Source organism: Microbacterium sp. TNHR37B, assembly GCF_001620065.1.
Lineage (GTDB): Bacteria > Actinomycetota > Actinomycetes > Actinomycetales > Microbacteriaceae > Microbacterium.
Genome location: NZ_LQGV01000003.1, coordinates 1,228,086 through 1,252,134, shown reverse-complemented (window position 1 = coordinate 1,252,134; position 24,049 = coordinate 1,228,086). Strand labels below are relative to the sequence as shown.

Annotated in this window: 22 protein-coding genes; 2 read left to right on the top strand and 20 right to left on the bottom strand. The window is 70.9% G+C overall.

The window, feature by feature from the left end:
• Positions 1-33 precede the first annotated feature (33 nt).
• From AVP41_RS13810 to AVP41_RS13725, 18 genes are all read right to left on the bottom strand, one after another.
• Positions 34-726, bottom strand: a complete 693-nt coding sequence (locus tag AVP41_RS13810) for a DNA-3-methyladenine glycosylase (RefSeq protein ID WP_067166031.1) — start codon at positions 724-726, stop codon at positions 34-36.
• Entirely contained in the window at positions 723-2,180 is a 1,458-nt protein-coding gene (locus AVP41_RS13805) for a hypothetical protein (protein WP_067165498.1), read from the bottom strand. The genes AVP41_RS13810 and AVP41_RS13805 overlap by 4 nt, the downstream gene beginning before the upstream one ends.
• Positions 2,170-2,964 carry a TIGR03943 family putative permease subunit gene (locus AVP41_RS13800; RefSeq protein WP_067165495.1) on the bottom strand — a complete coding sequence of 265 codons (795 nt, stop codon included), beginning with the start codon at positions 2,962-2,964 and terminating at the stop codon, positions 2,170-2,172. The genes AVP41_RS13805 and AVP41_RS13800 overlap by 11 nt, the downstream gene beginning before the upstream one ends.
• Positions 2,957-3,916: a permease gene (locus AVP41_RS13795; protein ID WP_067166027.1), complete on the bottom strand. Its 960-nt coding sequence runs from the start codon at positions 3,914-3,916 to the stop codon at positions 2,957-2,959. Before AVP41_RS13795 ends, AVP41_RS13800 begins: the two co-directional genes overlap by 8 nt.
• A gap of 170 nt (positions 3,917-4,086) precedes the next feature.
• Entirely contained in the window at positions 4,087-4,491 is a 405-nt protein-coding gene (locus tag AVP41_RS13790; protein WP_067165491.1) for a Fur family transcriptional regulator, read from the bottom strand.
• 44 nt (positions 4,492-4,535) lie between these two features.
• The gene (locus AVP41_RS13785; RefSeq protein ID WP_067165488.1) at positions 4,536-5,402 is read right to left on the bottom strand and encodes a metal ABC transporter permease; all 867 of its coding nucleotides are present in this window, start codon (positions 5,400-5,402) and stop codon (positions 4,536-4,538) included.
• Positions 5,399-6,238, bottom strand: coding sequence for a metal ABC transporter ATP-binding protein (locus tag AVP41_RS13780; RefSeq protein ID WP_067165485.1), 840 nt, complete (start codon positions 6,236-6,238; stop codon positions 5,399-5,401). Before AVP41_RS13780 ends, AVP41_RS13785 begins: the two co-directional genes overlap by 4 nt.
• Positions 6,235-7,248 (bottom strand): metal ABC transporter solute-binding protein, Zn/Mn family, encoded by a 1,014-nt coding sequence (locus AVP41_RS13775; RefSeq protein ID WP_067165483.1) that lies wholly within the window; start codon positions 7,246-7,248, stop codon positions 6,235-6,237. The genes AVP41_RS13780 and AVP41_RS13775 overlap by 4 nt, the downstream gene beginning before the upstream one ends.
• An 86-nt stretch (positions 7,249-7,334) precedes the next feature.
• The gene (locus AVP41_RS13770) at positions 7,335-9,803 is read right to left on the bottom strand and encodes a phosphoketolase family protein (protein WP_067165480.1); all 2,469 of its coding nucleotides are present in this window, start codon (positions 9,801-9,803) and stop codon (positions 7,335-7,337) included.
• A 547-nt stretch (positions 9,804-10,350) separates the two neighbouring features.
• Positions 10,351-11,550: an MFS transporter gene (locus tag AVP41_RS13765; RefSeq protein ID WP_197464338.1), complete on the bottom strand. Its 1,200-nt coding sequence runs from the start codon at positions 11,548-11,550 to the stop codon at positions 10,351-10,353.
• A gap of 22 nt (positions 11,551-11,572) precedes the next feature.
• Positions 11,573-12,208: a GntR family transcriptional regulator gene (locus AVP41_RS13760; RefSeq protein WP_067165473.1), complete on the bottom strand. Its 636-nt coding sequence runs from the start codon at positions 12,206-12,208 to the stop codon at positions 11,573-11,575.
• A gap of 108 nt (positions 12,209-12,316) precedes the next feature.
• A complete protein-coding gene (locus AVP41_RS13755) occupies positions 12,317-13,423 on the bottom strand; it encodes an ABC transporter substrate-binding protein (protein ID WP_067165470.1) in 1,107 nt (368 codons plus the stop codon).
• 49 nt (positions 13,424-13,472) lie between these two features.
• Positions 13,473-15,242, bottom strand: coding sequence for an ABC transporter permease (locus tag AVP41_RS13750; protein WP_067165466.1), 1,770 nt, complete (start codon positions 15,240-15,242; stop codon positions 13,473-13,475).
• Positions 15,239-16,348 (bottom strand): ABC transporter ATP-binding protein, encoded by a 1,110-nt coding sequence (locus AVP41_RS13745; RefSeq protein ID WP_067165463.1) that lies wholly within the window; start codon positions 16,346-16,348, stop codon positions 15,239-15,241. The genes AVP41_RS13750 and AVP41_RS13745 overlap by 4 nt, the downstream gene beginning before the upstream one ends.
• Positions 16,345-17,157 carry an NAD(P)-binding domain-containing protein gene (locus AVP41_RS13740; protein WP_067165460.1) on the bottom strand — a complete coding sequence of 271 codons (813 nt, stop codon included), beginning with the start codon at positions 17,155-17,157 and terminating at the stop codon, positions 16,345-16,347. Before AVP41_RS13740 ends, AVP41_RS13745 begins: the two co-directional genes overlap by 4 nt.
• 109 nt (positions 17,158-17,266) lie before the next feature.
• A complete protein-coding gene (locus AVP41_RS13735) occupies positions 17,267-18,340 on the bottom strand; it encodes a PrpF domain-containing protein (RefSeq protein WP_067165457.1) in 1,074 nt (357 codons plus the stop codon).
• Positions 18,327-19,025 carry a 4-carboxy-4-hydroxy-2-oxoadipate aldolase/oxaloacetate decarboxylase gene (locus AVP41_RS13730; protein WP_067165453.1) on the bottom strand — a complete coding sequence of 233 codons (699 nt, stop codon included), beginning with the start codon at positions 19,023-19,025 and terminating at the stop codon, positions 18,327-18,329. The genes AVP41_RS13735 and AVP41_RS13730 overlap by 14 nt, the downstream gene beginning before the upstream one ends.
• Positions 19,022-19,777 (bottom strand): PIG-L deacetylase family protein, encoded by a 756-nt coding sequence (locus AVP41_RS13725; RefSeq protein ID WP_067165450.1) that lies wholly within the window; start codon positions 19,775-19,777, stop codon positions 19,022-19,024. Before AVP41_RS13725 ends, AVP41_RS13730 begins: the two co-directional genes overlap by 4 nt.
• Positions 19,778-19,974: 197 nt before the next feature.
• Here AVP41_RS13725 and AVP41_RS13720 point away from each other — a divergent pair, with 197 nt between their 5' ends.
• Positions 19,975-20,622 carry a GntR family transcriptional regulator gene (locus AVP41_RS13720; RefSeq protein ID WP_067165447.1) on the top strand — a complete coding sequence of 216 codons (648 nt, stop codon included), beginning with the start codon at positions 19,975-19,977 and terminating at the stop codon, positions 20,620-20,622.
• Between the two features lie 271 nt (positions 20,623-20,893).
• The gene (locus AVP41_RS13715; RefSeq protein WP_067165444.1) at positions 20,894-21,508 is read left to right on the top strand and encodes a carboxymuconolactone decarboxylase family protein; all 615 of its coding nucleotides are present in this window, start codon (positions 20,894-20,896) and stop codon (positions 21,506-21,508) included.
• Positions 21,509-21,694: 186 nt separating this feature from the next.
• On the opposite strand, the gene AVP41_RS13710 is transcribed toward AVP41_RS13715, so the two are convergent.
• Together AVP41_RS13710 and AVP41_RS13705 are read right to left on the bottom strand one after the other, a co-directional pair.
• Positions 21,695-23,044, bottom strand: a complete 1,350-nt coding sequence (locus AVP41_RS13710) for a dihydrolipoamide acetyltransferase family protein (RefSeq protein WP_067165440.1) — start codon at positions 23,042-23,044, stop codon at positions 21,695-21,697.
• Positions 23,045-23,055: 11 nt separating this feature from the next.
• On the bottom strand, positions 23,056-24,033 hold the full coding sequence (locus AVP41_RS13705) for an alpha-ketoacid dehydrogenase subunit beta (RefSeq protein WP_067166024.1): 978 nt from the start codon (positions 24,031-24,033) through the stop codon (positions 23,056-23,058).
• Positions 24,034-24,049 lie beyond the last annotated feature (16 nt).

The following is a 24,049-nucleotide window of genomic DNA, read 5'->3' as shown; positions in this document are numbered from 1 at the left end:
TCACGCCTCGTGGTCAGTATCACACGGGCGGTGTCACACGGGGCGGTCGCGCGCGTCGCGGGCGAGCTCGGCGGCGCCGCGTCCCCAACGAAACGGCGACACCGTGGGGTCGCCCGTGATCCAGAACCGCCAGGGGAACGCCTCCGTTCCCGCGATGCCGGCGACCCCGACGCGCGGCCCGGCGGACACGTGCGGCGGGGGCTCCTCGGGGAGGAAGAGGCGGGCGACCGCGCCGGCGCGGGGAACGCCGCGAATCGCATCGATCCCGTCGTGCACGGGATGGCGGAGTCCGATCGCGTCGCCGAGGCGACCGGGACCGCGGGCGAGGTCACGGAGCGCACGGGCCGCGGGACGTCGAAGCCCTGCCGCCTCGATCCCTTCGACGATCTCGCCCGCGCGCAGGAGCACTCCGCCGGCCACGCCGTCGGGACCGCACACGACGTTGACGCAGGAGTGGATGCCGTGGCTCAGATAGACGTACAAGTGGCCCGGCTCGCCCCACATGGTCGCGTTGCGCGCCGTCCGGCCCATGCGGGCGTGTGAACCCGGGTCGGCGTGATCGCCCGTCCCCTGCCCGTGGTACGCCTCGACCTCGGTGAGCCTGACGGCCACCTCGACACCGTCGACCGTCGTGCGCAGGAGGGCACCCAGGAGAGTCGGCGCCACCTCCCGCGGCAGGGCGGTGAGGGCCTCACGGGTGGCGGGCACGAATCCGGGAGCGCTCATCCCCGCGGCGCCCCCTGACACCAGGAGACGTCGAACCCGCGGAGCGCGACGACCTCGGCGCCGTCGGCGAGGGAGACGACGTGGGTCTGCAGGCGCTCCGGCAGCGGAAGGAGGTATCCGTCGTACGGGTTGTCGACGACGTTCGGGGCGACCAGGAGGGCCGCATACCGCCCGCTGGGCGAGATGCACGCCTGCAGCAGCGCGTCATCGGGTGGCACCGTGAAGACCGAACGCGCACCGGCGCCGTCGGCATCCACGACCGCGACCGAGGTCTGCTCCACCGTCACTCCGTCGGCATCGAGGCGGGTCAGGAGGCGGAGGGTCGAGCCGTCGGCGAGCGCGAGCACCGACGACGCCTGACCGAGCCCGGGATCGGTGGGAGCCACCTCCTTCTCCTCCGCCGTGGCGAGATCGATGGCGAGCGGGCCGTCGGCGCGCTCCACGATCGCGACGGTGGAGCCCCGAGCGATGCTGTCGATCGCCACGGCGTTGCCGAGGGCGACCGGGTCGGCGGTCCGCCCCGAGGCGTCCGGGGCCGAGACGAGGGTGAGAGCGCCGTCGAAGGTGAGCATGAGGATCGTGTCGGTCCCCGGAACGAAGCGCCAGTCGTCCACGCGCGAGTCACCTCCGGCCCGTTCGATCGGCGTCGGAGGCGTCTGTGCCTGTGAGGCGGAGAGCGACGCGGTGAACAGCGCGCTCTCGCGGCCGCCGTCGGCGCCGATGTCGGCATCGGTGAAGGTGTAGCCGATGAGGTTTCCGCGGTCGGCGCTCTGCAGGTCGGTGACGCTCCCGGTCCCCGGCAGCAGCAGCTCTCGCTGACCGGTTCCGTCGAGGTCGGTCACGATGAGGTGCGACCGCCCGTCCGCATCCACCGTCGAGACCACGAGGTGCGAGGCGGTCGCACGGAAGTCCTCGATGTGGTCGTGGCGGAACACCGGTACCGCGGCATCGCCCGCCAGATCGGAGCGGAAGATCGTGTCGTCCGCGTCGGATCTCTCGAGCAGGTAGACCTGGAGGGCGGGCGTGGTGAAGGAGTCCTCGATCGTTGCCGGAGGTCCGCCGCCGAGCCCGGCGACCCCGGTGATCCGTACCGTGTAGGTCGTGTCGTCCCACAGCGGGAGCGAGAAGCGCAGGCCGACGGTGCGACCGGAGGTGTCGACCGTGAAGTCGGCGGCGGGGCTCACGCTCACCTGCGAGGGGTCGACCTCGGCGAGCGACTGCGTCGTGGTGAACAGGAGACGTGAACCGGAAGCGGTCACCGCGGCGGCGGGGTCGAACTCGGTGGACATGACGCGGGGCCCCTGCACCGTGGTCAGCGCGGCGCCTCCCAAGCCGATCACGGCGAGGACGCCGAGGACGATCGTGAACGATGCCGTGAACGCGCGGCCACGGCGATGACGACCCGCCGACCGGCGCCGATCACCCTCGCGCGCACGACGGTCGTCAGTACTCATACGGGTCCTTCGGCTGCGCGACCGGCTCGACCGTGCTCGCCGTGACCTGCAGCCGGCCGTCCACGTCGCGGATCGTCCCCGTCACGGTGACCCACTGCCCGGTGTCGGGCGCGTGGCCGGTCGCGATGGGAATGCGGGCCGGCTGCGCGTCGATGACACAGTGCGTGATGACGAGCCGGGTGAGGTCGAAGCCCCCTTCGCCGGGTGTCGCGAATCCCGTGAGCGTGACCTTCTCGCCGTCGAACGTCTCCGGGTTCGTGGCCGTCGCGAAGACACTCGACCACTCGCCCACTCCGAAGGTGGACGTATCGCCCATGGCGGCGAGCGCGACGGTGTCGGCGCCCTGGAAGAGCGGGGCCGATCCGGTCTCCCGCGACATCGCGAGCTCCGCCGACAGCGTGGCCGGCGGCACCGTCACGATCGCCGCGACGATCCCCGTCGCCACGAGTCCGCCCACGGCGGCGCCGATGCCGCTCCCGGTCACCCGCGGCACCCGGGACGGCGGCGAGGCGTGCACCCCGTGGTCGGGAGAGGCGTGACCGTGGCTGTGGTCGTGGCTGTGGTCGTGACCGTGGTCGGCCTCCGCTCCGAGCGGCAGAGCGACGCTCACCGCGGCGCCGACGAGCACGAGGACCGCCATCGAGATCGCAAACCAGTTGGACGACGGGCTGATGTAGAGGGCCAGCTGGTCGGTGAGGGCCAGCGCGATCGTCACGGCGGCGAGGCCTGCGGCGAGGCCGACACCGAGAAGCCGAGTGCCGAGGTGCCCGATCCGTTTACGCAAGGAGGTTCACCGCCCCTCCGATCGCGACGGCCGACAAGACGACCACCGCGACGATTCCGGCCAGCGCGCGGCTGCGGAACGTGGTCCGCAGCAGGGCCAGCATCTTCACGTCGACGAGGGGGCCGACGAGGAGGAACGCCACGATCGAGCCGGGCGTGAAGGTCGAGGCGAACGACAGGGCGAAGAACGAGTCGACGTTGGAGCAGATCGAGACGATCATGGCGAGCGCGATCATCGCGACGATCGACAGCGCCGGGTTCGAGCCGATCGCCAGGAGCGCGTCACGCGGCACCAGCACCTGCACCGCCCCCGCGACGCCCGAGCCGATGACGAGCGCCGGCATGACGGCGCGCAGTTCCACGACGAACTGGGCAAGGCTCCGCCGTCCCCGTCCGCCGCCCTCGGTCTCGACGATCTCGCACGTGGCCCGGAAACGATCGGTGACCAGTCCGTCCGGGTCGGGGTGCCGGCTGTAGAGCCATCCGATGAGGTTGGCGATCGCATAGCCGCCGAGGAGCCGCGCGATCAGGATCCCGTCGTCGAACCCGAAGGCCTGATGCGTCGTGATGATGACGATCGGGTTGACGATCGGCGCCGCGATCAGGAAGGTCAGCGTCTCGGGCACGCTGAATCCGCGCATCAGGAGCCCGCGGGCAAAGGGGACGTTGCCGCACTCGCACACCGGGATGAGCATGCCCAGAAGCGACAGCACCGCGCGGCGCCCCCAGGCATTGCGCGGCATCCACCGCTCGATCACTCCCGGCGGCACCCACACCTGCACGACGATCGAGAGGATCACGCCGAGCACGACGAAGGGCAGCGACTCGATGAGAACGCTGATGGCGAGGGTGAGGCCGTCCTGCGCACGAGTAGGGAGCGCCGGGCCCGGAGCCCACAGCGCGACGAGGATCAGCGCCGCCACCAGCAGGACTCCCGCCACCACCGCGAGGATCTTCCCGCCGGACGCGCTGCCCGCGGCGGGGACGGCACGGGCTCGCGGCGCGGCGGGAGCGCGACCGTGCGCCGGCCCGGCGGGTGCGCTCGTCGACGCCTCACGCTCTGCTCGGCGCAGGTCCGAGCGGAGCACACCCGTCCGTGTCGGGTCGGACGACCGCGGCTCGCTCAACGCTCGGCGGCCCCGGCGGCCGTGCACGCGGCGCACAGCCCGAAGATGTCGACGACGTGCTCGGCGCGGGTGAACCCGTGGGCGGCGGCGGTGCGCTGCGCCCACTCCTCGACGTCGGTCGCCTTGATCTCGACGGTGGTCCCGCAGTTGCGGCAGATCAGGTGATGGTGATGACCCTCACTCGAGCACGCCCGATAGATCGCCTCGCCCTCGGGACTCTGGAGCTGATCGGCCTCGCCGCCGGCGGCGAGGGTGGCCAGAGCCCGGTAGACGGTCGCGAGTCCGATCCCGGTGTTCTCATCGCGCAGCGTCGCGTGGAGATCCTGTGCGCTCACGAACCCTTGAGCGTCGGCGAGCGCCGTGCGCACGCGATCGCGCTGCCAGGTGTTCCGCTGGGCCATGGCCCCGAGTCTACTCGCGCGGCTTCGGAGCGGGCTGGGAGCCGTCACGCCCGCACGGCGCGCGTGACGCGCCCACGACGCCCTCCGACCACGCGGCAGACGAGGTAGATGGCGAACGAGATGGTGGTGATGTAGGGGCTCACCGGCAACGTGCCCATCACGGCGAGGAGGATCCCGCCGACGGCGGCCACGACCCCGAAGAGGGCCGACAGCAGCGGCACGGCCAGGGGTCCGCTGGCGACGCGCATCGCCGCGGCCGCCGGGGTCACCAGGAGCGCCATCACGAGAAGCGCGCCGATGATGTGCACGGCGACCGCCACGACGAGACCGAGCAGCAGCATGAAGCCGAGCGAGACGACGGTCGTCGGGACGCCGCGCGCCGCCGCCGACTGCGGGTCGAGCGAGTCGAAACGCAGCGGGCGCCAGATGAGGAGCAGAGCGAGCAGCGCCGCCGCCGAGATCCCGATGAGCCATCCCAGCTGAGCGTTCTGGACCGACACGATCTGGCCGGTGAGCAGGCTGAACCGGTTGGCGCTGCGGCCGTTGTAGAGCGAGAGGAAGAGGATCCCCAAGCCCAGGCCGAACGGCATGAGCACTCCGATGATCGAGTTGCGGTCGCGCGCCCGGGCGCCGAGCGATCCGATGAGCGCCGCCGCGATGAGGGAGCCGACGACCGAGCCGGTCACGACGTCTGCGCCCACCAGGAGCGCCGCGGCGGCGCCGGCGAACGACAGCTCGCTGATCCCATGGACGGCGAAGGCCATGTCGCGCTGCATGACGAACACGCCGATGAGCCCTCCGACGAGGCCCAGGACCGCGCCGGCCCACAGCGAGTTGGAGACGAGGGCGAGGATCTCCCCGTAGTCGGCCAGTCCGCCGAAGAGCGCGTCGCCGATGTCGGCCCAGTTCACGCGGCACCGCCTTCGTGGAGGTGGTCGTCGTGATGGTGATGCGAGGCGTCGGCATCGGGAGCGCCCACGACGACGAGGCGGTCTCCTGCCCGCAGGACGAAGACGGGTGCGCCGTAGAGGTCGGTCAGCACGGGCGAGGTGAGGACGTCCTTCGGGGCGCCGAGGGTGAAGCGGCCGTTGGCGATGTAGAGGATGCGGTCGACTTTGCCGAGGATCGGGTTGATGTCGTGGGTGACCAGGAGCACCGCGGCGCCCGTCGTGCGGTGATCGTCGATCAGGCGGACCACCGCCTGCTGATTGGCGAGATCGAGACTGGTCAGCGGTTCGTCGCACAGGAGGAGCCGCGGGTCGTCTGCCAGCGCCTGGCCCACGCGCAGGCGCTGCTGCTCACCGCCGGAGAGCACCCCGACGGGCTCATCGGCGAATGCGGAGGCGCCGACCGCCTCGACGAGGGCGTCGATGCGTGCCCGGTCGCCGCGCCGCGGGAACGGGAGCCCGAAGCGGTGACCGTCGACCCCGAGCGCGACGAGGTCGCGTCCGCGCAGGGCCGTGTCGGTCAGCGGACGGGCCTGCGGGAGGTAGCCGATGCGACGGTTGCCACGACCGCGCACCCTCTCGCCCAGCGCCGTGATCGTGCCCTCGGAGAGGGGCTCGAGCCCCAGGATCGCTCGCAGGAGGGTCGTCTTTCCCGATCCCGACGGACCGAGAACGGCCACCAGCTCTCCCGGGCGGACATCGAGGTCGAGCCCGCTCCACAACTCTCGATGTCCCCGCCGCAAGGCCGCTCCCCGGATGCGGAGCACCGGCTCCGCCTGCGGGTCCTGCTCGGGGGTCACCGGTTCAGCGTAGCGGCGAGCGTCGAGATGTTGTCCGCCATCCAGGTGAGGTAGGTCTTGCCCTCGGGCAGGATCTCGGTGAATTCGATCACGGGGATGCCGGCGGCCTTCGCGGTCTCGATCACCTGCGTCGTCTCGGCGCCACCGGTCTGGGCGTTCGCGATGACGGCGCGCACATCGCCCGCCTTCAGGAGCTTGTCGGCTTCGAGGAGAGTGGCCGGCGGCACGTCCTGGCCCTCTTCGACCGCTTCGCTGAACGCTTCAGGGGTCACATTGGTGAGTCCCGCGGCCGCGGTCAGGTACAGCGGAACCGGCTCGGTGACGAAGATCTTGTCGCCCTCGTGCGCCGCGGAGATGTCCGCCAGCGACGTCTCGAGATCGCCGATCCCGGCGACGAACGTGCTGAGCCCCTTCTGGAACGCGTCGGCATCGGCCGGGGCGAGCTCGGTGAGCTCTTCGGCGATCGCCTCGGCGAGGTGCTCCATGGTGTGCGGGTCGTACCAGACATGCTCGTTGAAGCCCTCGATGTGGTCGTGGCCCTCGTGGTCGCCATGATCGTGGTCGTCAGCCGCGTCGGTCTCGTCCGCGTGATCGTGGTCATCGCCGTCGGCGTGGTCGTGACCCTCGTTGCCGGGCCAGTCGTGGGAGAACTCGGCGGCCGTGATGACGTGGGCCGAGCTTCCCGTCGCCTCGATGAGGCCGTCGATGAACGCGTCGTAGCCCCCGCCGTTCTCGATGATGAGATCGGCCTGGGAGACCGTCAGCTGGTCGGCGGCGGAGGCCTCGTAGGAGTGCGGGTCCTGGCTGGTCGACGCGACGATCGAGGTGACGTCGACGGCGTCGCCGGCGATCGCCTCCACGATGTCGCCGTAGACGCTCGTCGAGGCGACGACCTGGATCTTGCCGTCGCCGTTGCCCCCTGTCGCACCGCCGGGCGTGGACGAACAGCCGGCGAGGACGAGGGCGGAGGCTCCGAGGAGCGCGACGAGGGCGAGAGGCGTGCGGGTCATGCGCCCAGCGTACGCCTACTGATAATCGTTATCAAAATCGAGAAGCGTCGCCGGGACACCGTCGGGGCGTCCCGGCGAGGCCACGCCTACTCGTTGTCACCTCCGGTGGCCGCCGTCGCGCTCACGACCGTCTCGCCGGCGACATCGCGCGCGTCCGGCCAGGTCCAGTCCCGGATCTCCACCGGATCCTCACCGGTCTCCCGGGCATAGCGCCGGGCAGCCATCCGCTGATCCTCGAGCTTCTGACTGAGCAGCGCCGCCCGCGAACCGAGCCCCGGCACCCGTTCGATGACCTTCCGCACGAGGAAGTAGCGGTCCATCTTGTTGAGCATCGCCATGTCGAAGGGCGTCGTGGTCGTCCCCTCCTCGATGTAGCCGCGCACGTGCAGGTTCGCGTGCCCATTGCGGCGGTAGGTGAGCCGATGGATGAGCCAGGGGTAGCCGTGGTAGGCGAAGACCACCGGCTTGTCGGTCGTGAAGAGCTGGTCGTACTCGCGATCGCTCATGCCGTGCGGGTGCTCCTCCGCCGGCTGCAGACGCATGAGGTCGACGACGTTGACCATGCGCACCTTGAGGTCGGGGAGCTCCTGGCGGATGATGTCGATCGCCGCGAGCACCTCGAGCGTGGGGACGTCGCCGCACGCGGCCATGACGACGTCGGGCTCCTCCCCCGTGGGAACGTTGGACGCGAACTCCCAGATGCCCGCGCCTCGCGTGCAGTGGTCGATCGCCTGCTCCATCGTCAGCCACGACGCCTGGGGCTGCTTGCCCGCTACGACCACGTTGACGTAGTCGCGAGAGCGGAGGCAGTGGTCGTAGACGCTCAGCAGGGTGTTGGCATCCGGCGGCAGGTACACCCGCACGACCTCCGCCTTCTTGTTGACGACGTGATCGATGAACCCGGGGTCCTGGTGCGAGAAGCCGTTGTGATCCTGCCTCCAGACATGACTGGAGAGAAGGTAGTTGAGCGAGGCGATGGGCCGGCGCCACGGCAGTTCTCGCGAGACCTTGAGCCACTTCGCGTGCTGGTTGAACATCGAGTCGACGATGTGGATGAAGGCCTCGTACGACGTGAAGAGACCGTGCCGGCCGGTGAGGAGATAGCCCTCCAACCATCCCTGGCACTGGTGCTCCGACAGCATCTCGACGACCTGGCCCCTCTTGCCGAGGTGCTCGTCGTCGCTGTCGAGGCCGTTGTTCCAGCTCTTGTCGGTCGCCTCGAGAACGGCCTGGATCCGGTTGGAGGCGAGCTCGTCGGGGGCGAACACCCGGAAGTTGTCGAGATTGGCCGCCATCACGGCCTCCAGCCATCCGCCCAGCACGCGCGTGGCCTCGGCGACCGAAGCTCCGGGGGCAGGGACGTCCACCCCGAACTCGCGGAAGTCGGGGAGCACGAGGTCCCGCAGGAGCAGTCCGCCGTTGGCATGCGGCGTGGCGCTCATCCGGAGATCCCCGGGCGGGGTGAGGGCGGTCACCTCCGGCCGTGGGGCACCGGCGTCGTCGAAGAGATCCTCCGGCCGGTAGGACTGGAGCCAGCCCTCCAGGACCCGCAGGTGCGCGTCGGTGTCACGGGCCGACGCGAGAGGCACCTGGTGTGCGCGCCAGGAGTTCTCGGTGCGCTTCCCGTCGATCTCCGGTGGACACGTCCAGCCCTTGGGCGTGCGCATGACGATCATCGGCCACCGCGGCCGCTCCATCTCGGGGTCGGACGCGGCTGCCGCCTTGATCGCCGCGATCTCGTCGAGCACGGTGTCCAAGAGGTCGGCGAATCGGCGATGGATGGAGAGGTGGTCCTCGTCGTCGAAGCCCGCCGTGAACACGTGGGGTGTGTGACCGTACCCGGTCATGAGGGCGACGAGCTCTTCTTCGGGGATCCGCGCGAGGACGGTGGGATTGGCGATCTTGTAGCCGTTGAGGTGGAGGATCGGGAGCACGACCCCGTCGGTCGCCGGATCGATGAACTTGTTGGAATGCCAGCTGGTGGCCAGCGGCCCGGTCTCGGCTTCACCGTCTCCGACGACGGCGGCCACGAGGAGGTCGGGGTTGTCGAAGGCCGCACCGTACGCGTGGGACAGCGCGTAGCCGAGCTCGCCGCCCTCGTGGATCGATCCGGGCGTCTCCGGTGCGACGTGCGAAGGGATCCCGCCCGGGAAGGAGAACTGTGTGAACAGGCGCTTCAGTCCGGCCTCGTCGTTCGAGATGTCGTTGTACGTCGAGGTGTACGTGCCGTCGAGGAAAGAGGCGGCGACGAGCCCCGGTCCGCCGTGGCCCGGGCCGATGATGTACATCGCGGGCTGGAGGCGCCGGGCGATCGCCCGGTTCAGATGGGCATAGATGAAGGTGAGCCCGGGGGTGGTTCCCCAATGCCCGACGAGGCGCGGTTTGACGTGGTCGCGGGTCAGCGGCTCCCGCAGCAGGGGGTTGTCCTTGAGGTAGATCTGGCCGACGCTCATGTAGTTGGCGGCGCGCCACCACAGGTCGATCGTGCGCAGGTCGGCATCGGAGACGGGGGCCTCCGAGGCGCTCCACGGCCGAGGGGAAATGTTGCCTATCACAACAATGAGCCTTGCACCCGACCGCCGGTGTCGCAATGGGGGTGGCCGTGCAAAACCCGGGCCACCGCCGGGCGGTGGAGACGGGGCCGCGGCCCGAGGGCAGGCGCGGGCGCGGGCGCGGGCGCGCCCTGACACGACGGCGGATGGGTGGGACGACACGCCGCCCCGGGCCGACCCCGCCACGGCGTGTCGGCTTCCATATCCGCCGCTGTGCAGGGGGTACACGAGGCGGTGCGAGGCGCGGGGTGGCCGGCTGGGGCGGGCGCGGGATGGGGCGGGCCGCCCCGGCCCAGCGGAACCCGCCGGCGGACCCCCACCGGCGGACACAACGGCGGATGGATGGGGCGACACGCCGTCCCCTGCCGACCCCGCCACGGCGTGTCGGCCTCCATCCCCGCCGTTGTGCACCGCCCATCCCCGCCGTTGTGCACCACCGGCCCCCACCGGTGTGCGCCGCCGGCCTCGCCGTTGCGGCACGGGCGAGGGCGAGGCCCGACCCCGAAGCCCGGAGCACGGCGGCGGCCGGCTCCCGCCCCTGGCGGCGCGCTCAGTCCGCCTGGAGGTCGGGACCGTCGGGCGCCGCGCGCGACATAGCGGCCGCGCCCACGAGCGCGCCTCCCATGAGGAGGAAGACGCCGGTGGCGCCGGCGGCGGCGGAGGCTCCCGCCACCACGAGTGGGATCGCGCTCTGCCCGATGCGGTTGCCGACCAGCCGCAGCGACGCCGCCGTCCCGCGCTCCGCCGGAGGGGTGATGAGGGTCATCCACGACATCGTGAGGGGCTGTACCGTTCCCGCCGCGAGGCCATACGCGGCGATCGCTGCCGTCAGCGCAAGCGGCGGGAGAGGAACAGCGAGGAAGGCGAGACCGATCGCGGCCACCAGGCCTCCGACGACGAGCACACGCCGGCGCCCGAACCGCCCCGTGAGGATCGACAGGCACACGCGCGACAGCATGGTGGCGGCGCCGCGAGCGACGAGCATCGCGCTCACCCATGCGGGGGCCAGTCCCCGCTCCTGGGCGAGAAGCGGAAGGTAGGCGAGGAGGATGTCGAGGGAGGTCAGGACGATGCTGCTCGCGACGAGCGCAGAGGGAACACCCGGGCGACGCACGAGCGCGAACACCCCCTCCCGAGAGCCGGGCGAGGAGACACCATCCCCCCGCGCGAGAGCCGACGGGACCCCGAACGACAGCACGACCGCGGCGACGCCCAGCACGACGCCGACGCCGGCCACGGCCGTGAGCGGTGGCGCCGCCGGCACGGGCGAAGGCACGAGCAGCAGCAGCGGCCCCAGCATCTGCCCGCCCGAGGTCGCGAAGGTGTACAGGCCGAACGAGAAGTCGAGGCGATCGTCGCGGGCACTGCGCATCACCCACGCCTGCTCGCCGACGACGGAGAAGAGCACGCCGAGCCCCAGCAGCACCGTCGCCACGATCAGCCCGGCCGCCGACCCCGGGAGGACGAGGGCGACGGCAGCCGCGGCGGCGAGGGACAGCCCCCCGGCGATGAGCATCCCCCGCTCGCCGACCCGGTCGACGATGCGGCCGGCCGGAAGCGCGAGGAGGAGGGGTGGAAGGGCGAAGGCGGCCGTCGCAACGCCGAGCCACGCAGGGCCGAGTCCGAGGTGGAGGATCTCGTACGAGATCGCCGGCCGTACGCCGTAGCTGATCGCCTGCACCACGACGGCGTGGACCAGCAGCAGCGCCAGTCCTCGGGGTGGCCGCGCGGGCCCCCGGCGGGGTCTCACCGGCGTGCCGTCTCCCGCGGGGTCATCGCGCTCCCCGCTGCTCCGCGTCGACCGCACGCATCGCATCGATGACGCTGTCGAGGTGGGCGGCCATCGCGCTCTCGGCGGCCTGGCGATCGCGCGCACAGATCGCGTCGATGATCGCGGCGTGCTCCTCGACCGAGACCTGCGGACGCCCGGGCTTCATCGCGAGCTTGTACTGATGGCGCACGCTCTGCCCGCGGAGGCGCTCGATCAGCGCGTGGGCGGTTCCCTGCCCGCTGATGGCGTGGATGAGTGCGTGGAGCTCCCGGTTCTTCGCGGCGTAGGAGATCACGTCGCCCGCCGCGACCGCCTCCCACATCTCGTCGCGGATCCCCCGCAGGGCGACGATCTCGTCGTCGCTCACCGTCTCGGCCGCTTTCCCCGCGCACAGCGACTCCAGTGCTCGGCGCACCTCGGCGATCTCGATCGCCTCGGCCAGGGTGAACGCCCGCACCCGCGCCCCGCGGTTCTGCACGCGCTCGACCACGCCCTCCCCCGCCAGCGCGCCCAGCGCATCGCGCACGGCCGCGCGCGACACGGCGAACTGCTCGGCCAGATCGGTCTCGACCAGACGCTGGTGGGGAACCAGATCGCCCGCGAGGATCTGCTCGCGGATGAGGGCCGCGACGTCCATGGTTTCTCCTTCGTTCCGGAATCCAGGCCGGGGATGCAGACCCGGGGATGCAGACGTGAGGGGCGGCGCCGTCGGGGGAGGTGACGGCGCCGCCCCTCGGGAGCAGGATCAGCCGGTGTAGTCGAAGATCTGCATCCACAGCGCCGCATCGGACTGGAGATGCTCGAGTGACTCCTCCAGCGTGGAGCGAGCGACGAACCCGGAGTCAGCGGGGGGGAGCTCCACGTCTCCGATCGTCGGAGTGGGGGCGTTCTGGTTCACCGGATAGTCGCCGATCGAGGCGGCGAGGGTCTGGCCGTCCGAGGACAGCAGCCAGTTCACGAACACGGTGGCCGCGTTCGATCGCGCCGTCGAGGCCGTCTGCCCGAGGTAGAACGGATAGGCCGCGGCGCCCTCCTCCGGCATGGCGATCGTGATCGGCGCGCCTTCGAGGATCGCGGAGTAGGCCGTGCCGATGGGCACCGCGCCGATCGAGATCTCCCCGCGCGCGAGCGCGTCGGTGAGGTTCGCCGACGAGTCGAAGATGCGCGGCTTGTTCGCCGCCATGTCGCGCATCCACTGCTCGCCCAGGGCGTCGAACTGGAAGCGGGTGAGCGCCGCGGTGGAACCGCCCGCCCCCACCTGGACGAGCCCGACCTGGCCCGCGTAGGCGGGATCGATGAGGTCGGCCCAGTTCTTCGGGGCGTCGGCGGCGTCGATGACCTGGTTGTTGTAGCCGAAGCTGTAGACGCGATCGAAGCTGTTGACGTAGAGCCCGTCCTCGAACACGGCTCCGTCGATCAGCGCACCGGAGATGTCGTCGGAGAGGGTGGTGGGCTGGAAGACGCCCTCGTCGGCGAGAGCGACGATCAAGTCTTCTCCCGAGATGCGGACGAGGTCCGCGCCGAGCTTCCCCGCGGCGTTCTCACTCAGGATGCGCTCCTGGAGCTTGTTGGGCGCCAGGCGGACGATCTCGACGGGGATGCCGGTCAGCTCGGTGAAGGCGTCGGTGACCTCCTTCTCGGAGACCTCGCTCGCGCCGGTGTAGAAGACGAGCGTGCCCTCTTCCTTGGCCTTCTCGAAGACGTCGGCGGTCGCGATCAGCTCGCCGTCGACGACGAAGTCTCCGTTGGCATCGGTCGGGTCGGCGCCGGGCGCGGCCGGGCCGCCGGCGCAGCCGGCGAGGAGCCCGACGGCGGCGAGGACGGTGATCGCCCCCAGGGTGTGCTTTCTCATGGCATTTCCTCTCTGAAATGTGGTTCGGGTGAGGTGGGTGAGGGACAGGTCAGTTGCCCTTGGGCGCATCGGCGCCGAAGCGTCGAGCGAGGTAGGCGAGCACGAAGATCAGGCCGCAGTAGAGCACGCTCGTGGCGGCGCTGGACTGCAGGATCCCGTTCTCGAAGTCGTCGAAGATGATGATCGACAGCAGCCGGGTGTCGGTCGTGAACAGGAACAGCGGAACGGTGAGCTCGCGCATCGACAGCATCAGCAGGAGCAGGAACGTCGACGTGAGCGGTACCCGCAGGAGCGGCGCGGTGACCTTCCAGATGGCGCGCGTACGGCTCGCCCCGTGCATGACGGCGCTGTCCTCGAGGTCGGCGTGGATCTGCAGGATCCCGGAGCTCGCCCCCTGGTATCCCTGGGGCATCTGCGCCGCGACGAAGGCGATCACCATCACGAGCAGGGTTCCGTAGACCGGCAGCGGAATGAGGAGCCAGGTCCACAGGAGCCCGAGGCCGAGGACGATCGCCGGCACGGCGAGGGGGATCATGCTGATGTAGCCGAGGCCCCCGCGGCCCGGCGTCTTGGTGCGGTTGACGACGTACGACACGATGAACGCCAGCACCGTTCCGATGAGGGCGGCAGAGACGCCGACCGTGACGGAGTTGACCGTCGCGCGCTGCACGGTGGGGTCGGTGAGCACGTCGACGAACTCGTCGAGGTTGAGCCGTCCGGAGGTGAAGGCCCCGGTGACGCTCGCGACGTAGGGCGACTCGTGCATCGCGACGAACAGGAGGGCCAGCAGCGGCAGCACGGTCGTGACGACGAAGTAGACGATGCCGAGGATGAGCGCCGGGACGCGGAACCAGCCGAGGTCCACCTTCGCGAGCTTCAGCCCCTTGCCGGCCACCGTGGTGAACGTGCGCCGCGAGACGATCCGCCGCTGAATGGCAGTGACCACCAGCACCACGATCACGAGCGCGATCGCGACCGCCGCCGCCTCGTTGCCGCGGGAGGGCGCCGAGTTCATGAGCCGGAAGATGTAGGTCGGGAGGGTGTCCAACCCGCTGGCGCTGCCGATCATCTGCGCGACCGGGAAATTCTCCACCGTGAGCACGAAGATGAGGATCGCCGACCCGAGGATCGCGGGGGTCGCGAGCGGGAACGTCACTCGCCGCAGCACCTGCGCCGGTGTCGATCCGTGCACGCGGGCGGCCTCTTCGAGGTCGGGGTTCATGAGGCTGAAGGACGCGTGGATGAGCAGGAACGCGTACGGCGCGTAGTAGATGCCGAGCACGACGATGAGCCCCGGCAACGTATAGATGTTGATGACCTGTCCGAGGCCGAGGTCGCGGGCCAGGATGTTCAGCAGTCCGGCGTTTGGGCCGCCGAGCAGCCCCCACGCCAGCGCCCCCACGAAGCTCGGCAGGAACATGGGCACGAGACCCACGAAGTACAGGAATCGGCGGGCCGGCGCGTTGCTGCGGGCGGTGACGAAGGCGAGGAAGCCGCCGCACGCGAGCGCGACGATCGATGCCCCGATCCCGACGAGGAGCGAGTTGCCCGCGGCGCGCAGGGCTCCGGGGCTGAAGACCGCGGCGAAGTTCTCCAGGGTGAGGCTCGTGAGGTCGATGTTCCCCGGGCGCGGCGTGGTGGTCGTGAACGCCGAGATCACCACCAGCGCGACGGGCATCAGGATGAGGATCGCGAGGATGCCGTACAGCGCGGCGACACCGGCGATGCGGCGCGGGCGGAAGTGGGACGGGGCGGGCGGGCGACCGCGGCGGGTCGACACGACGCCCGTCTCCAGTGGAGCGGGGGGCGCGGAGGTCATGCGGCGACCTCCTCCGGGAGTTCCAGCTCGGGAACCTCGGGCGGAAGCACCTGCACGGCGTCGACCGGGAGGTGCACACGGATGCGGTCGCCCTCGGCGGCGCGGTGCGCCTGCTGCTTGGTGCCCATGACGGAGATCTCGACGTCATCGGAGAGCCGGATGCGGAAGGTGGCGGTGGCACCGAGGAACTCGCGGGTCGTGATCGTGCCCTCCACCGTGTTCGGGGCTTCGGCGGGAACGTCCTCCCCGAGGAGGATGTCCTCCGCGCGCACGCAGGCCCGCAGTTCCCGAGACGGGACGTAGGCGCCCACCTGGAGCGTGACATCGGTGCCCGTGAGCGTCACCGCCCCGGGGCCGGCCGCAGCGACGGGAAGGATGTTCGCGACACCGAGGAAGTCGGCGATGGAAGCGCTCAGCGGCTTGCCGTAGATCTCGTCGGGCCGGCCGAGCTGCACGATGCGGCCGAACTGCATCATGGCGATGTGGTCGGCGAGCGCGAGCGCCTCCTCCTGGTCGTGCGTCACGTACACGGAGGTGAGGCCGAGACGGTGCTGCAGGTCGCGGAGGTCTCCCCGGAGGCGATGACGCAGGCGCGCGTCGAGGTTCGACAGCGGCTCGTCCAGCAGCATGACGGACGGCTGCATCACGAGGCTCCGCGCGAGGGCGACGCGCTGCATCTGTCCCCCCGACAGCATCGAGGCGCCGCGCTCCGCGAACCCTTCCAGTCCGACGAGGGCAAGAGTCTCCGCCACGCGCGCGGCGATGTCGGCGCGGGAGGCCCGCTGCATCTTCAACGGGAACGCGACGTTCTCGAACACCGTCATGTGGGGCCAGATCGCATACGACTGGAAGACCATGCCGATGTTGCGCTTGTGGGAGGCGCGATTGATGCCCCGGCGGGAGTCGAAGAGCACGTCGTCACCCACCGTGATCCGTCCGCTGTCGGGGGTCTCGAGCCCGGCGATGCACCGCATCGTGCTCGTCTTGCCGCATCCGGACTGCCCGAGGAGGACCAGCGCCTCCCCCTCGGCGATCTCGAGGTTGAGATCGCGCACGGCGATCGCGTCGCCGTAGCTCAACGTCAGGTTCTCGATGCTGATCTTCATGCGCGTGCTCCTTCGTGGTCGGCGGCGGGATCGGCGACGGCCGCTTCCTCCAGCAGGTGTCCGAACCAGCGATGCGCGGCGGAGGTGACCCAGCTGGGGCGTCCGAGGCCGTCGAGGTAGTCGCGGGCGTCCGCCACCTCGTGGGCGCGGCGGCCGGCGTGCTGCCGGGAGCCGTCGATGAGTCGCTGCACCAGCGCAGCGGGGTCACCGGCGAACTCGGCGGCGATCTGGGCCCGCAGCCAGGTCTCGCATCCGGCGGCCTCGGCGGCACCGACGCTCTCCAGCACGACCGCGGCCAGTCCCTTCATGAAGACGCTCCGGACGAGCTTTCGGGACGCCGCGTCACCGGCGGCTCCGCCGATCGACTCGACGTCGGCACCGGTGGCGGCGAACAGCTCGGTGAACCGGCTCGCGCCCGTGCCGCTGACCATGAGCGGAGTGCCGACGCCCGCGCGGGGAACCGGGGCGAGGACGGCGACGTCGGCCGCGAGGATCCCCCGGGAGGTGGCCTCCGCCTCGAGGCGCCGCTTCAGGTCGGGCGAGCCGGTGTTCAGATCCGCGAACACGGCGCCCGCACTCATGGCCGCCATCGCCTCGGTCCCCACGGCCTCCGCCGCCCGGGCCCCGACGAGGCTGATGACGAGATCCGCGGTCGCGACGGCGTCCGCGAGGGTCGGCTCCTGACGGATGCCCTCCTCGTGCAGGGTCGTGAACGGATCGAACCCGCTCACGGTGTAGCCGGCGTCGCGCAGGCCCCGCGCATAGAGCGCGCCCGCCTCGCCGAGGCCGATCACTGCGGTACTGGTCATCTTCGACTCCTGGGACTTCACTGTCGGACCGACGCTAACGGTCGGTCACAATATTGGCAAGAACTTTGTCAACAATTTTGAGGACACTGCGCGGCGCGGGACGCCGCCGTCAGCTCGGGCGGGGGAACACGCGACCGTCGAACAGCTTCCGGGCGGTGCGCAGCGATCTCGACGTCGCCGCCCACGTGCCGTCGTCACGACGCTCGACCTGCACGCGGGCGGGGAACACGCCGCCGGGATGCTCGAGCAGCACCTCGTCCCCCGTGATCCGCCCGGCGAGATCCGCACCGACCGCTCCCGGGATCCGCACCCCTGCCGCCACGGACGCGGCCATCAGCACCCCGATCGAGGTGTGCACGCGCGAGGGGATGAACCCGCGGGTCGAGACGGCACCGCCTCGTCTCGCAGGCGAGAGGAGGAAGACCTTCGGGACCGTCTGCGCCGTCACGTCGCCGAGCCCCATCAGGGCTCCGGCCTGTCGGCGGATGCTCTCGACCGCATCGGCGAGCTCTCTCCGGGACTCCAACTCGCCGGGGGACTCGTCCCCGCGGACGCCGAGGGCCTCGGCACGCAGGAGCACCACCGGCATGCCGTTGTCGACGAGGGTCGCCTCGTGCGCGTCGATGACGTCGACCAGCCTCCCCGTCGGCAGCAGCGGCTTGTCGCCGGCGGCGAGCTCGATGTCGACGGGGCATGCCGTTCCGGGCACACCGTCGATGGCGGCATCGCCCGCATAGTCGGGTCTCCCCCCGGGGGTGGCGAAGGTGACGGTGGCGATGTCACCGGTGTTGAGGAGCCGCACGCGCACCGCCGTCCGCTCGGCCCCCGGCGCCACGAGCCCGCGTTCGACGCCGAAGGGACCGACGGCGGCCAGAAGGTTGCCGCACGTCTGAGTGGTGCCGACCGAGGGCTCCTCCACACCGACCTGGAGGAACAGGTAGTCGAGGTCGACCCCGGGCTCGTCCGAGCGGGACACGACGGCGACCTTGCTCCGCAGCGGATGCCCTCCGCCGACTCCGTCGATCTGCGTCGGATCGGGACTGCCCATGATCCGCAGCAGGAGGTCGTCTCGCTCCTCCGGATCGGCGGGAACATCGCCCGCGAGAAGGAAGGCACCCTTGGAGGTGCCCCCGCGCATCAGCATGCACGGGATGCCGTCGCGCTCGGGCTCACCGGTCGGCATGATCACTCTGACGCACGTAGGCGACGCCCAGGCTGTCCAGCACCGGGCGGAGGGCGTTGAGGTCGAGGGAGATCTCGCCGGCCGCATACCGGGCGCGATTGGCCGCTTCCTTCGCGGCGCGTGCCTGCGCCGCCTCGAGCGCATGGGCGGCGAGCCGGCGGGGTACGACGGTCACGCCGTCGTCGTCGGCGACGATCACGTCGCCGGGATGCACGACCGCACTCCCGAGGACGACGGGCACATTGACCGATCCGGCGGTGTCTTTGACCGTCCCGAGGGCGCTCACGTGGGCGGCCCACACCGGAAAGCCCATCCGGCGCAGTTCCGCGGTGTCGCGGACCCCGCCCGATGTGACATAGGCCCGCACGCCGCGCACCTGCATCTGCGTCGCCATGAGCTCGCCGATCACGCCGTACGCCGAGTCGACGGCCGGGACGACGACGATGACGTCACCTTCCTGCGCCTGTTCGATGGCGGCATGGACCATGAGGTTGTCGCCCGGGGGGACGAGCACGGTCACCGCGGATCCCGCGATCGACACGTCGGCCTGGATGGCCCGGATATGGGAACCGGCGTAGCCGATCCGTCCGAGCGCCTCGTGAACGGTCGCCGACCCGAACGCGGCGAGCGCGGAGACGATGTCGCGGTCGGCGCGCGCGATGTCGGTGACGACGACGGGGCTCACGAGAGCACCCCGGTCACCTGAGGGAAGTAGCGGACGTACGCCTCACCCATCGTGTCGTGCGGCAGGCCGAGGTTCGGTCCGGCGTTGCGCTTGACCTGCACGCCCCGCCGGACGGCGAGGTCGGTGTAGTACGCCCACATGTGCTTCTGCGCCGGCAGGCACTCCATCGCGGCACGCTTGCGGGGGAAGGCGCTCGTGATGTCCAGGAGCACGTTCGGCTTGAAGTCGCTCTGCTCGCTCTGGTGCGGCTCGAAGAAGAACACGGGGGGAGCGCCGATGATCTCGTCCTTCGTCGGAACGCGGCCGTCGGCGTGGGGGACGCCGATCGCCTGCGCGAGCACTCTGGCCTGGAGCGCCATCCGCGCCGCCGCGGGGTGGTCGCCGTTGTACGGATCGGCGAGGGGATGGGTCAGCACCACGGTGGGCTGGACGCGACGGTAGACCTCGACCAGTCGCGCCACGGCCTCCGGAGACTCCACGAGGGGGTAGTCGCCGAGGTCGAGGAACTCGATGTCGGCACCGAGGGCGGCGGCGGCCGCCTCGGCCTCGGACCGCCGGATGTCCTTGATCTCCTCGAGGCTCTTCCCCTGCAGCCACTGGCTGGCCGACTCCCCGCGTTCCCCGTAGGACAGGCACACGACGGTCGCGCGCTCGCCACGGTCGGCCGCGGCGGCGATGGCGCCACCGGCGCGCCAGACGAAGTCGCCGGCGTGAGCGCTGACGACAAGGAGAGAGGGGGCGGTGTCGGACATGGGACTCCTCTGCGAATCGACGGTCCGGCGGCGATGCCGGGCGGGTCGCCGGTCCTCTCCGACCGGCGCAACACGTCCAGCGAACCACAGTCGGCATTATTGGTCAAGATATTGTTGACAATCCTGTCGACGGAAGCGCTCCCGAATCTGTTGTCAATTGGATACGCTCATCCCACGCGCACGTGCGAGGAGGACCCGTGGCCGATCCCGGCACCCAGCCGACCGCTCGCGCGGATGTCACCGCACACATCCGCACGGCGATCCTGAACGGGGAGTTCGCCCCGCACCAGCGGCTCATCGAGGCCGACCTCACCGATCAGTTCGGCGCCTCACGCGCCGCCGTGCGCACCGCCCTCCTCACCCTGTCCGGCGAAGGACTCATCGAGCGGCTGCCGAACCGGGGAGCGCGGGTGCGAGCCATCAGCGTGGAGGAGGCGGTCGAGATCGTCGAGGTGCGGGTGCGGCTCGAGTCGCTCGTCGCCCGCAAAGCGGCAGAAGCCGTGACCGACGAGGAGGCCGCCGAGCTCGAGGAGCTGCGCGAGCGCATCCAGTCGGCCGTCGCCGCGAGCGACCTCGGCACTTACGCCGCCACGCATCAGGAGCTCGACCGGACGGTCCGACGCATCAGCCGTCACGCCACCGCGACCCAGCTACTGGAACGGCTGCAGGCGCAGTCCGCTCGCCATCAGTTCCGGCTCGGCTTTCTCCCGGGAAGGGCCGCGACCTCCGCGCCCGAGCACATCGCGATCATCGATGCGATCATCGCCCGCGACCCCGACGCGGCTGAAGCCGCAACGCGCGCGCACCTCGAAGGCGTGCTGACCCTCCTCCGCACCCTCGGCTGACCCCGTCCGCTCGGCTGCTCCGCTGCTCGACTGCTCGGCTGCTCGGCTGCTCGGCGTACCCTCCTTCCACCGAACACAACGGCGGAGCGGAGCGGCGACACGCCGTCGCGCACCGCCGGGTGCCCGGCGTGTTGCCCGAGGCATCCGCCGTTGTGCACGCCCGCGCCCGCCGCGGGGGCCATCCCGCGCGTGGCAACACGTATCAGGGGTGGTGCGGGGGCCCTCCCCTGGGTATGACGGAACCATCGTCGCGACACCCAGGGGGGCGCCCATGATCATCCACACACCCGACCCCGCCACCACGTCCGACCCGGCGGTGGTCGAGATCTACCGGAGCGATGTCGACGAGGACGGCTTCGTGTTCAGCCATACGCGCGCGATGGCCGTGAACCCGGAGGCCCTCGCCGCGTTCGAGGCCCTCATCCACGCGATCGTTCCCTCCATCGGAGTGCGCACGTACGAGCTCGCGACCCTGGCCGCCGCCCGCGCCGTGGGATCTCCGCACTGCCTTCTCGCGCATGGTCGCAAAGCTCTGCGCGCGGGGGCTCTCACCGAGGACCAGCTCGAGAGCATCGCCCGACGGGGTGACCACCCCGACCTCAGCGACGCGGACCGCGCGGTCATGACCTACGCGCGCCGCCTGTCCGTCGACCCCACCACGATGACCGACGCCGACACGCAAGCGCTGCGCGACGAGGGCTTCGACGACCGCCAGATCGTCGACATCACGTTGGCCGCGGCGGCACGGAACTACTTCAGCCGCGCGCTGCGCGCCCTCGCGGTCCCGGTCGAGACGGAGCTGGCCGGACTCAGTCCGCGCCTGCGTGATGCCCTGGCCTCGGTCGCCCCCGACGCGTCGGACACCCCGCCCCGGCCGACGTCCTGACGCGCGGCCACCGCCGGCACGTCCACCGCCTCCCCTGCCCCGACCGCGCACAACGGCGGATACGAGCCGAGACACGCCGCGAGGTCCGGGCAGTGCTCCGGCGTGTCGGCCGCAGGATCCGCCGTTGTGCTCCGCTCGGAGGATCCGCCGGCGCACCCGGTGGAGCACCCCGGAGGCGCTCCGCTTTCAGTCGAGCAGCAGAGCGGGCTCTTCCAGGATGGAGGCGACATCGGCGATGAAGCGGCTCATGCCGTCGCCGTCGATCACGCGGTGGTCGAACGATCCCGAGACGGTCGTGACGAAGCGTGGCCGCACCTCGCCGTCGACCACCCAGGGCTTCTGCCGGATCGTGCCCATGGCGACGATGCCCGACTCGCCGGGGTTGATGATCGGCGTCCCCGCGTCCATCCCGAACACGCCGATGTTCGTGATCGTGATCGTGCCGCCCTGCTGGTCGGCGGGCGAGGTCTTCCCCTCGCGCGCCGTGAGCGTCAGCCGCTCCAGAGCCCGGGCCAGCTCCCGCATGCTGAGATCCTGCGCGTCCTTGATGTTGGGGACGAGGAGTCCTCGCGGGGTGGCGGCGGCGATCCCGAGGTTGACGTAGTTGCGCACGCGGATCTCGGCCGAGCCGTCCTCGCGATCGATCCACGCGGCACCCACCATCGGCGTCCGACGCACGGCCCAGATCACGGCGCGCGCCATGATCAGCAGCGGCGACACCTTGATGTCGGCGAAATCGGGCGAGGCCTTCAGCCGCTTCACGAGCTCCATCGTGCGCGTCGCGTCGACATCGGTCCACACCGACACGTGCGGCGCCGTGTAGGCCGAACGCACCATCGCCGACGAGGTGGCCTTGCGCACACCCTTGACCGGGATGGCCTCCTCGCGCCCCTCGACGAGAGCCGGAGGCGACGCCGGGGAGGGCGCCTCCGAGGCGACGGGAATCGTCCGCTCCCGTTCGGTGGGGAGGTCGGGAGTGGCGATGTTGCGGAAGACGGAGGCCTGGTCGGCGTGGCGGACGACGTCGTCGCGGGTCACCTCGCCGGCGGGGCCGGACGGCACCACGTCGGACAGATCGACTCCGAGATCGCGGGCGAGCTTGCGCACGGGAGGCTTGGCGATCACGCCGGCAGAGGCGCGGACCGCCTCGGCACGCACCGGCTTCTTGGAGCGCCTGCTGGAGACGGCACCGCCGGTTCCGTAGCCCACGAGCACGGACCCAGCGGCGTCGGCCTCGGGCTCGGCGGGCTTCTCGCCGTGCTCGCTCTGCCCGGCAGCCGCATCGGGCTGGGCCGCTTCGCCGGCGATCGTGATGATCGGGGCGCCGACGGTGACGGTCTCGCCCTCGGCGACGAGCAGCTCCCCGATCGTGCCGGAGAACGGCGAGGGCAGCTCGACGAGCGACTTCGCGGTCTCGATCTCCACGATGACGTCGTTGACCTCGATCTGGTCACCGGGTCCGACGCGCCACTGCACGATCTCGGCCTCGGTCAGCCCCTCGCCGACATCCGGGAGGTGGAAGGTCTGGTTGCTCATAGCGGCTCCAGTCAGTAGGCGAGGGCGCGATCGACGGCCTCGAGGATCCGATCGGCATCGGGGAGGTACTGCCCCTCGAGCTTCGCGGGAGGGAACGGGGTGTCGAAGCCGGACACGCGCAGCACCGGGGCTTCGAGGGCGAAGAACGCCTTCTCCATCACCGTGGCCGCCACCTCCGAGCCGAGCGAGGTGAACCCGGGCGCCTCCTGCGCGTAGACCATGCGGCCGGTGCGGCGGACGGAGTCCAGGATCGGGCCGTAGTCGACCGGCGAGAGCGAGCGCAGATCGATGACCTCGCACGAGGTCCCCTCGCCCTCGGCCAGCGCCGCCGCCTGCAACAGCGTGGTGACCATCGCGCCGTGCCCGACGAGGGTGACGTCTGTGCCCCGGCGGACCACCCGCGACGCGTGCAGCGGCAGGGCGCGGGCGGTGGTGTCCACCTCGCCCTTGAGCCAGTACTTGGCCTTGGGCTCGAGGAAGACCACGGGATCGTTCGAGGCGATCGCGTCCTGGATCATCCAGTACGCGTCGTTGGGCGTCGACGGCGAGACCACGCGCAGGCCCGGCGTGTGCGTGAAGTACGCCTCCGGGCTCTCCTGGTGGTGCTCGACGGCGCCGATGTGGCCGCCGTAGGGGATGCGGATCACGACCGGGAAGGACATCGCGCCTTCGTGGCGGTTGGTGAGCTTGGCCAGCTGGGAGGTGATCTGGTCGAAGGCGGGGAAGACGAACCCGTCGAACTGGATCTCGCAGACGGGGCGGAAGCCGGCCATCGCGAGGCCGATGGCGGTGCCGAGGATGCCGGACTCCGCCAGCGGGGTGTCGAGCACGCGCCGCTCGCCGAACTCAGCCTGCAGTCCTTCGGTCACACGGAAGACGCCTCCCAGGCGGCCAATGTCCTCGCCCATCAGCAGGACGTGATCGTCGGCGGCCAGGGCGGCGCGCATGCCGGCGGTGAGGGCCTTGGCGAACGGAAGGGTCTCGCGCATCGCGGGCGCCGCATCG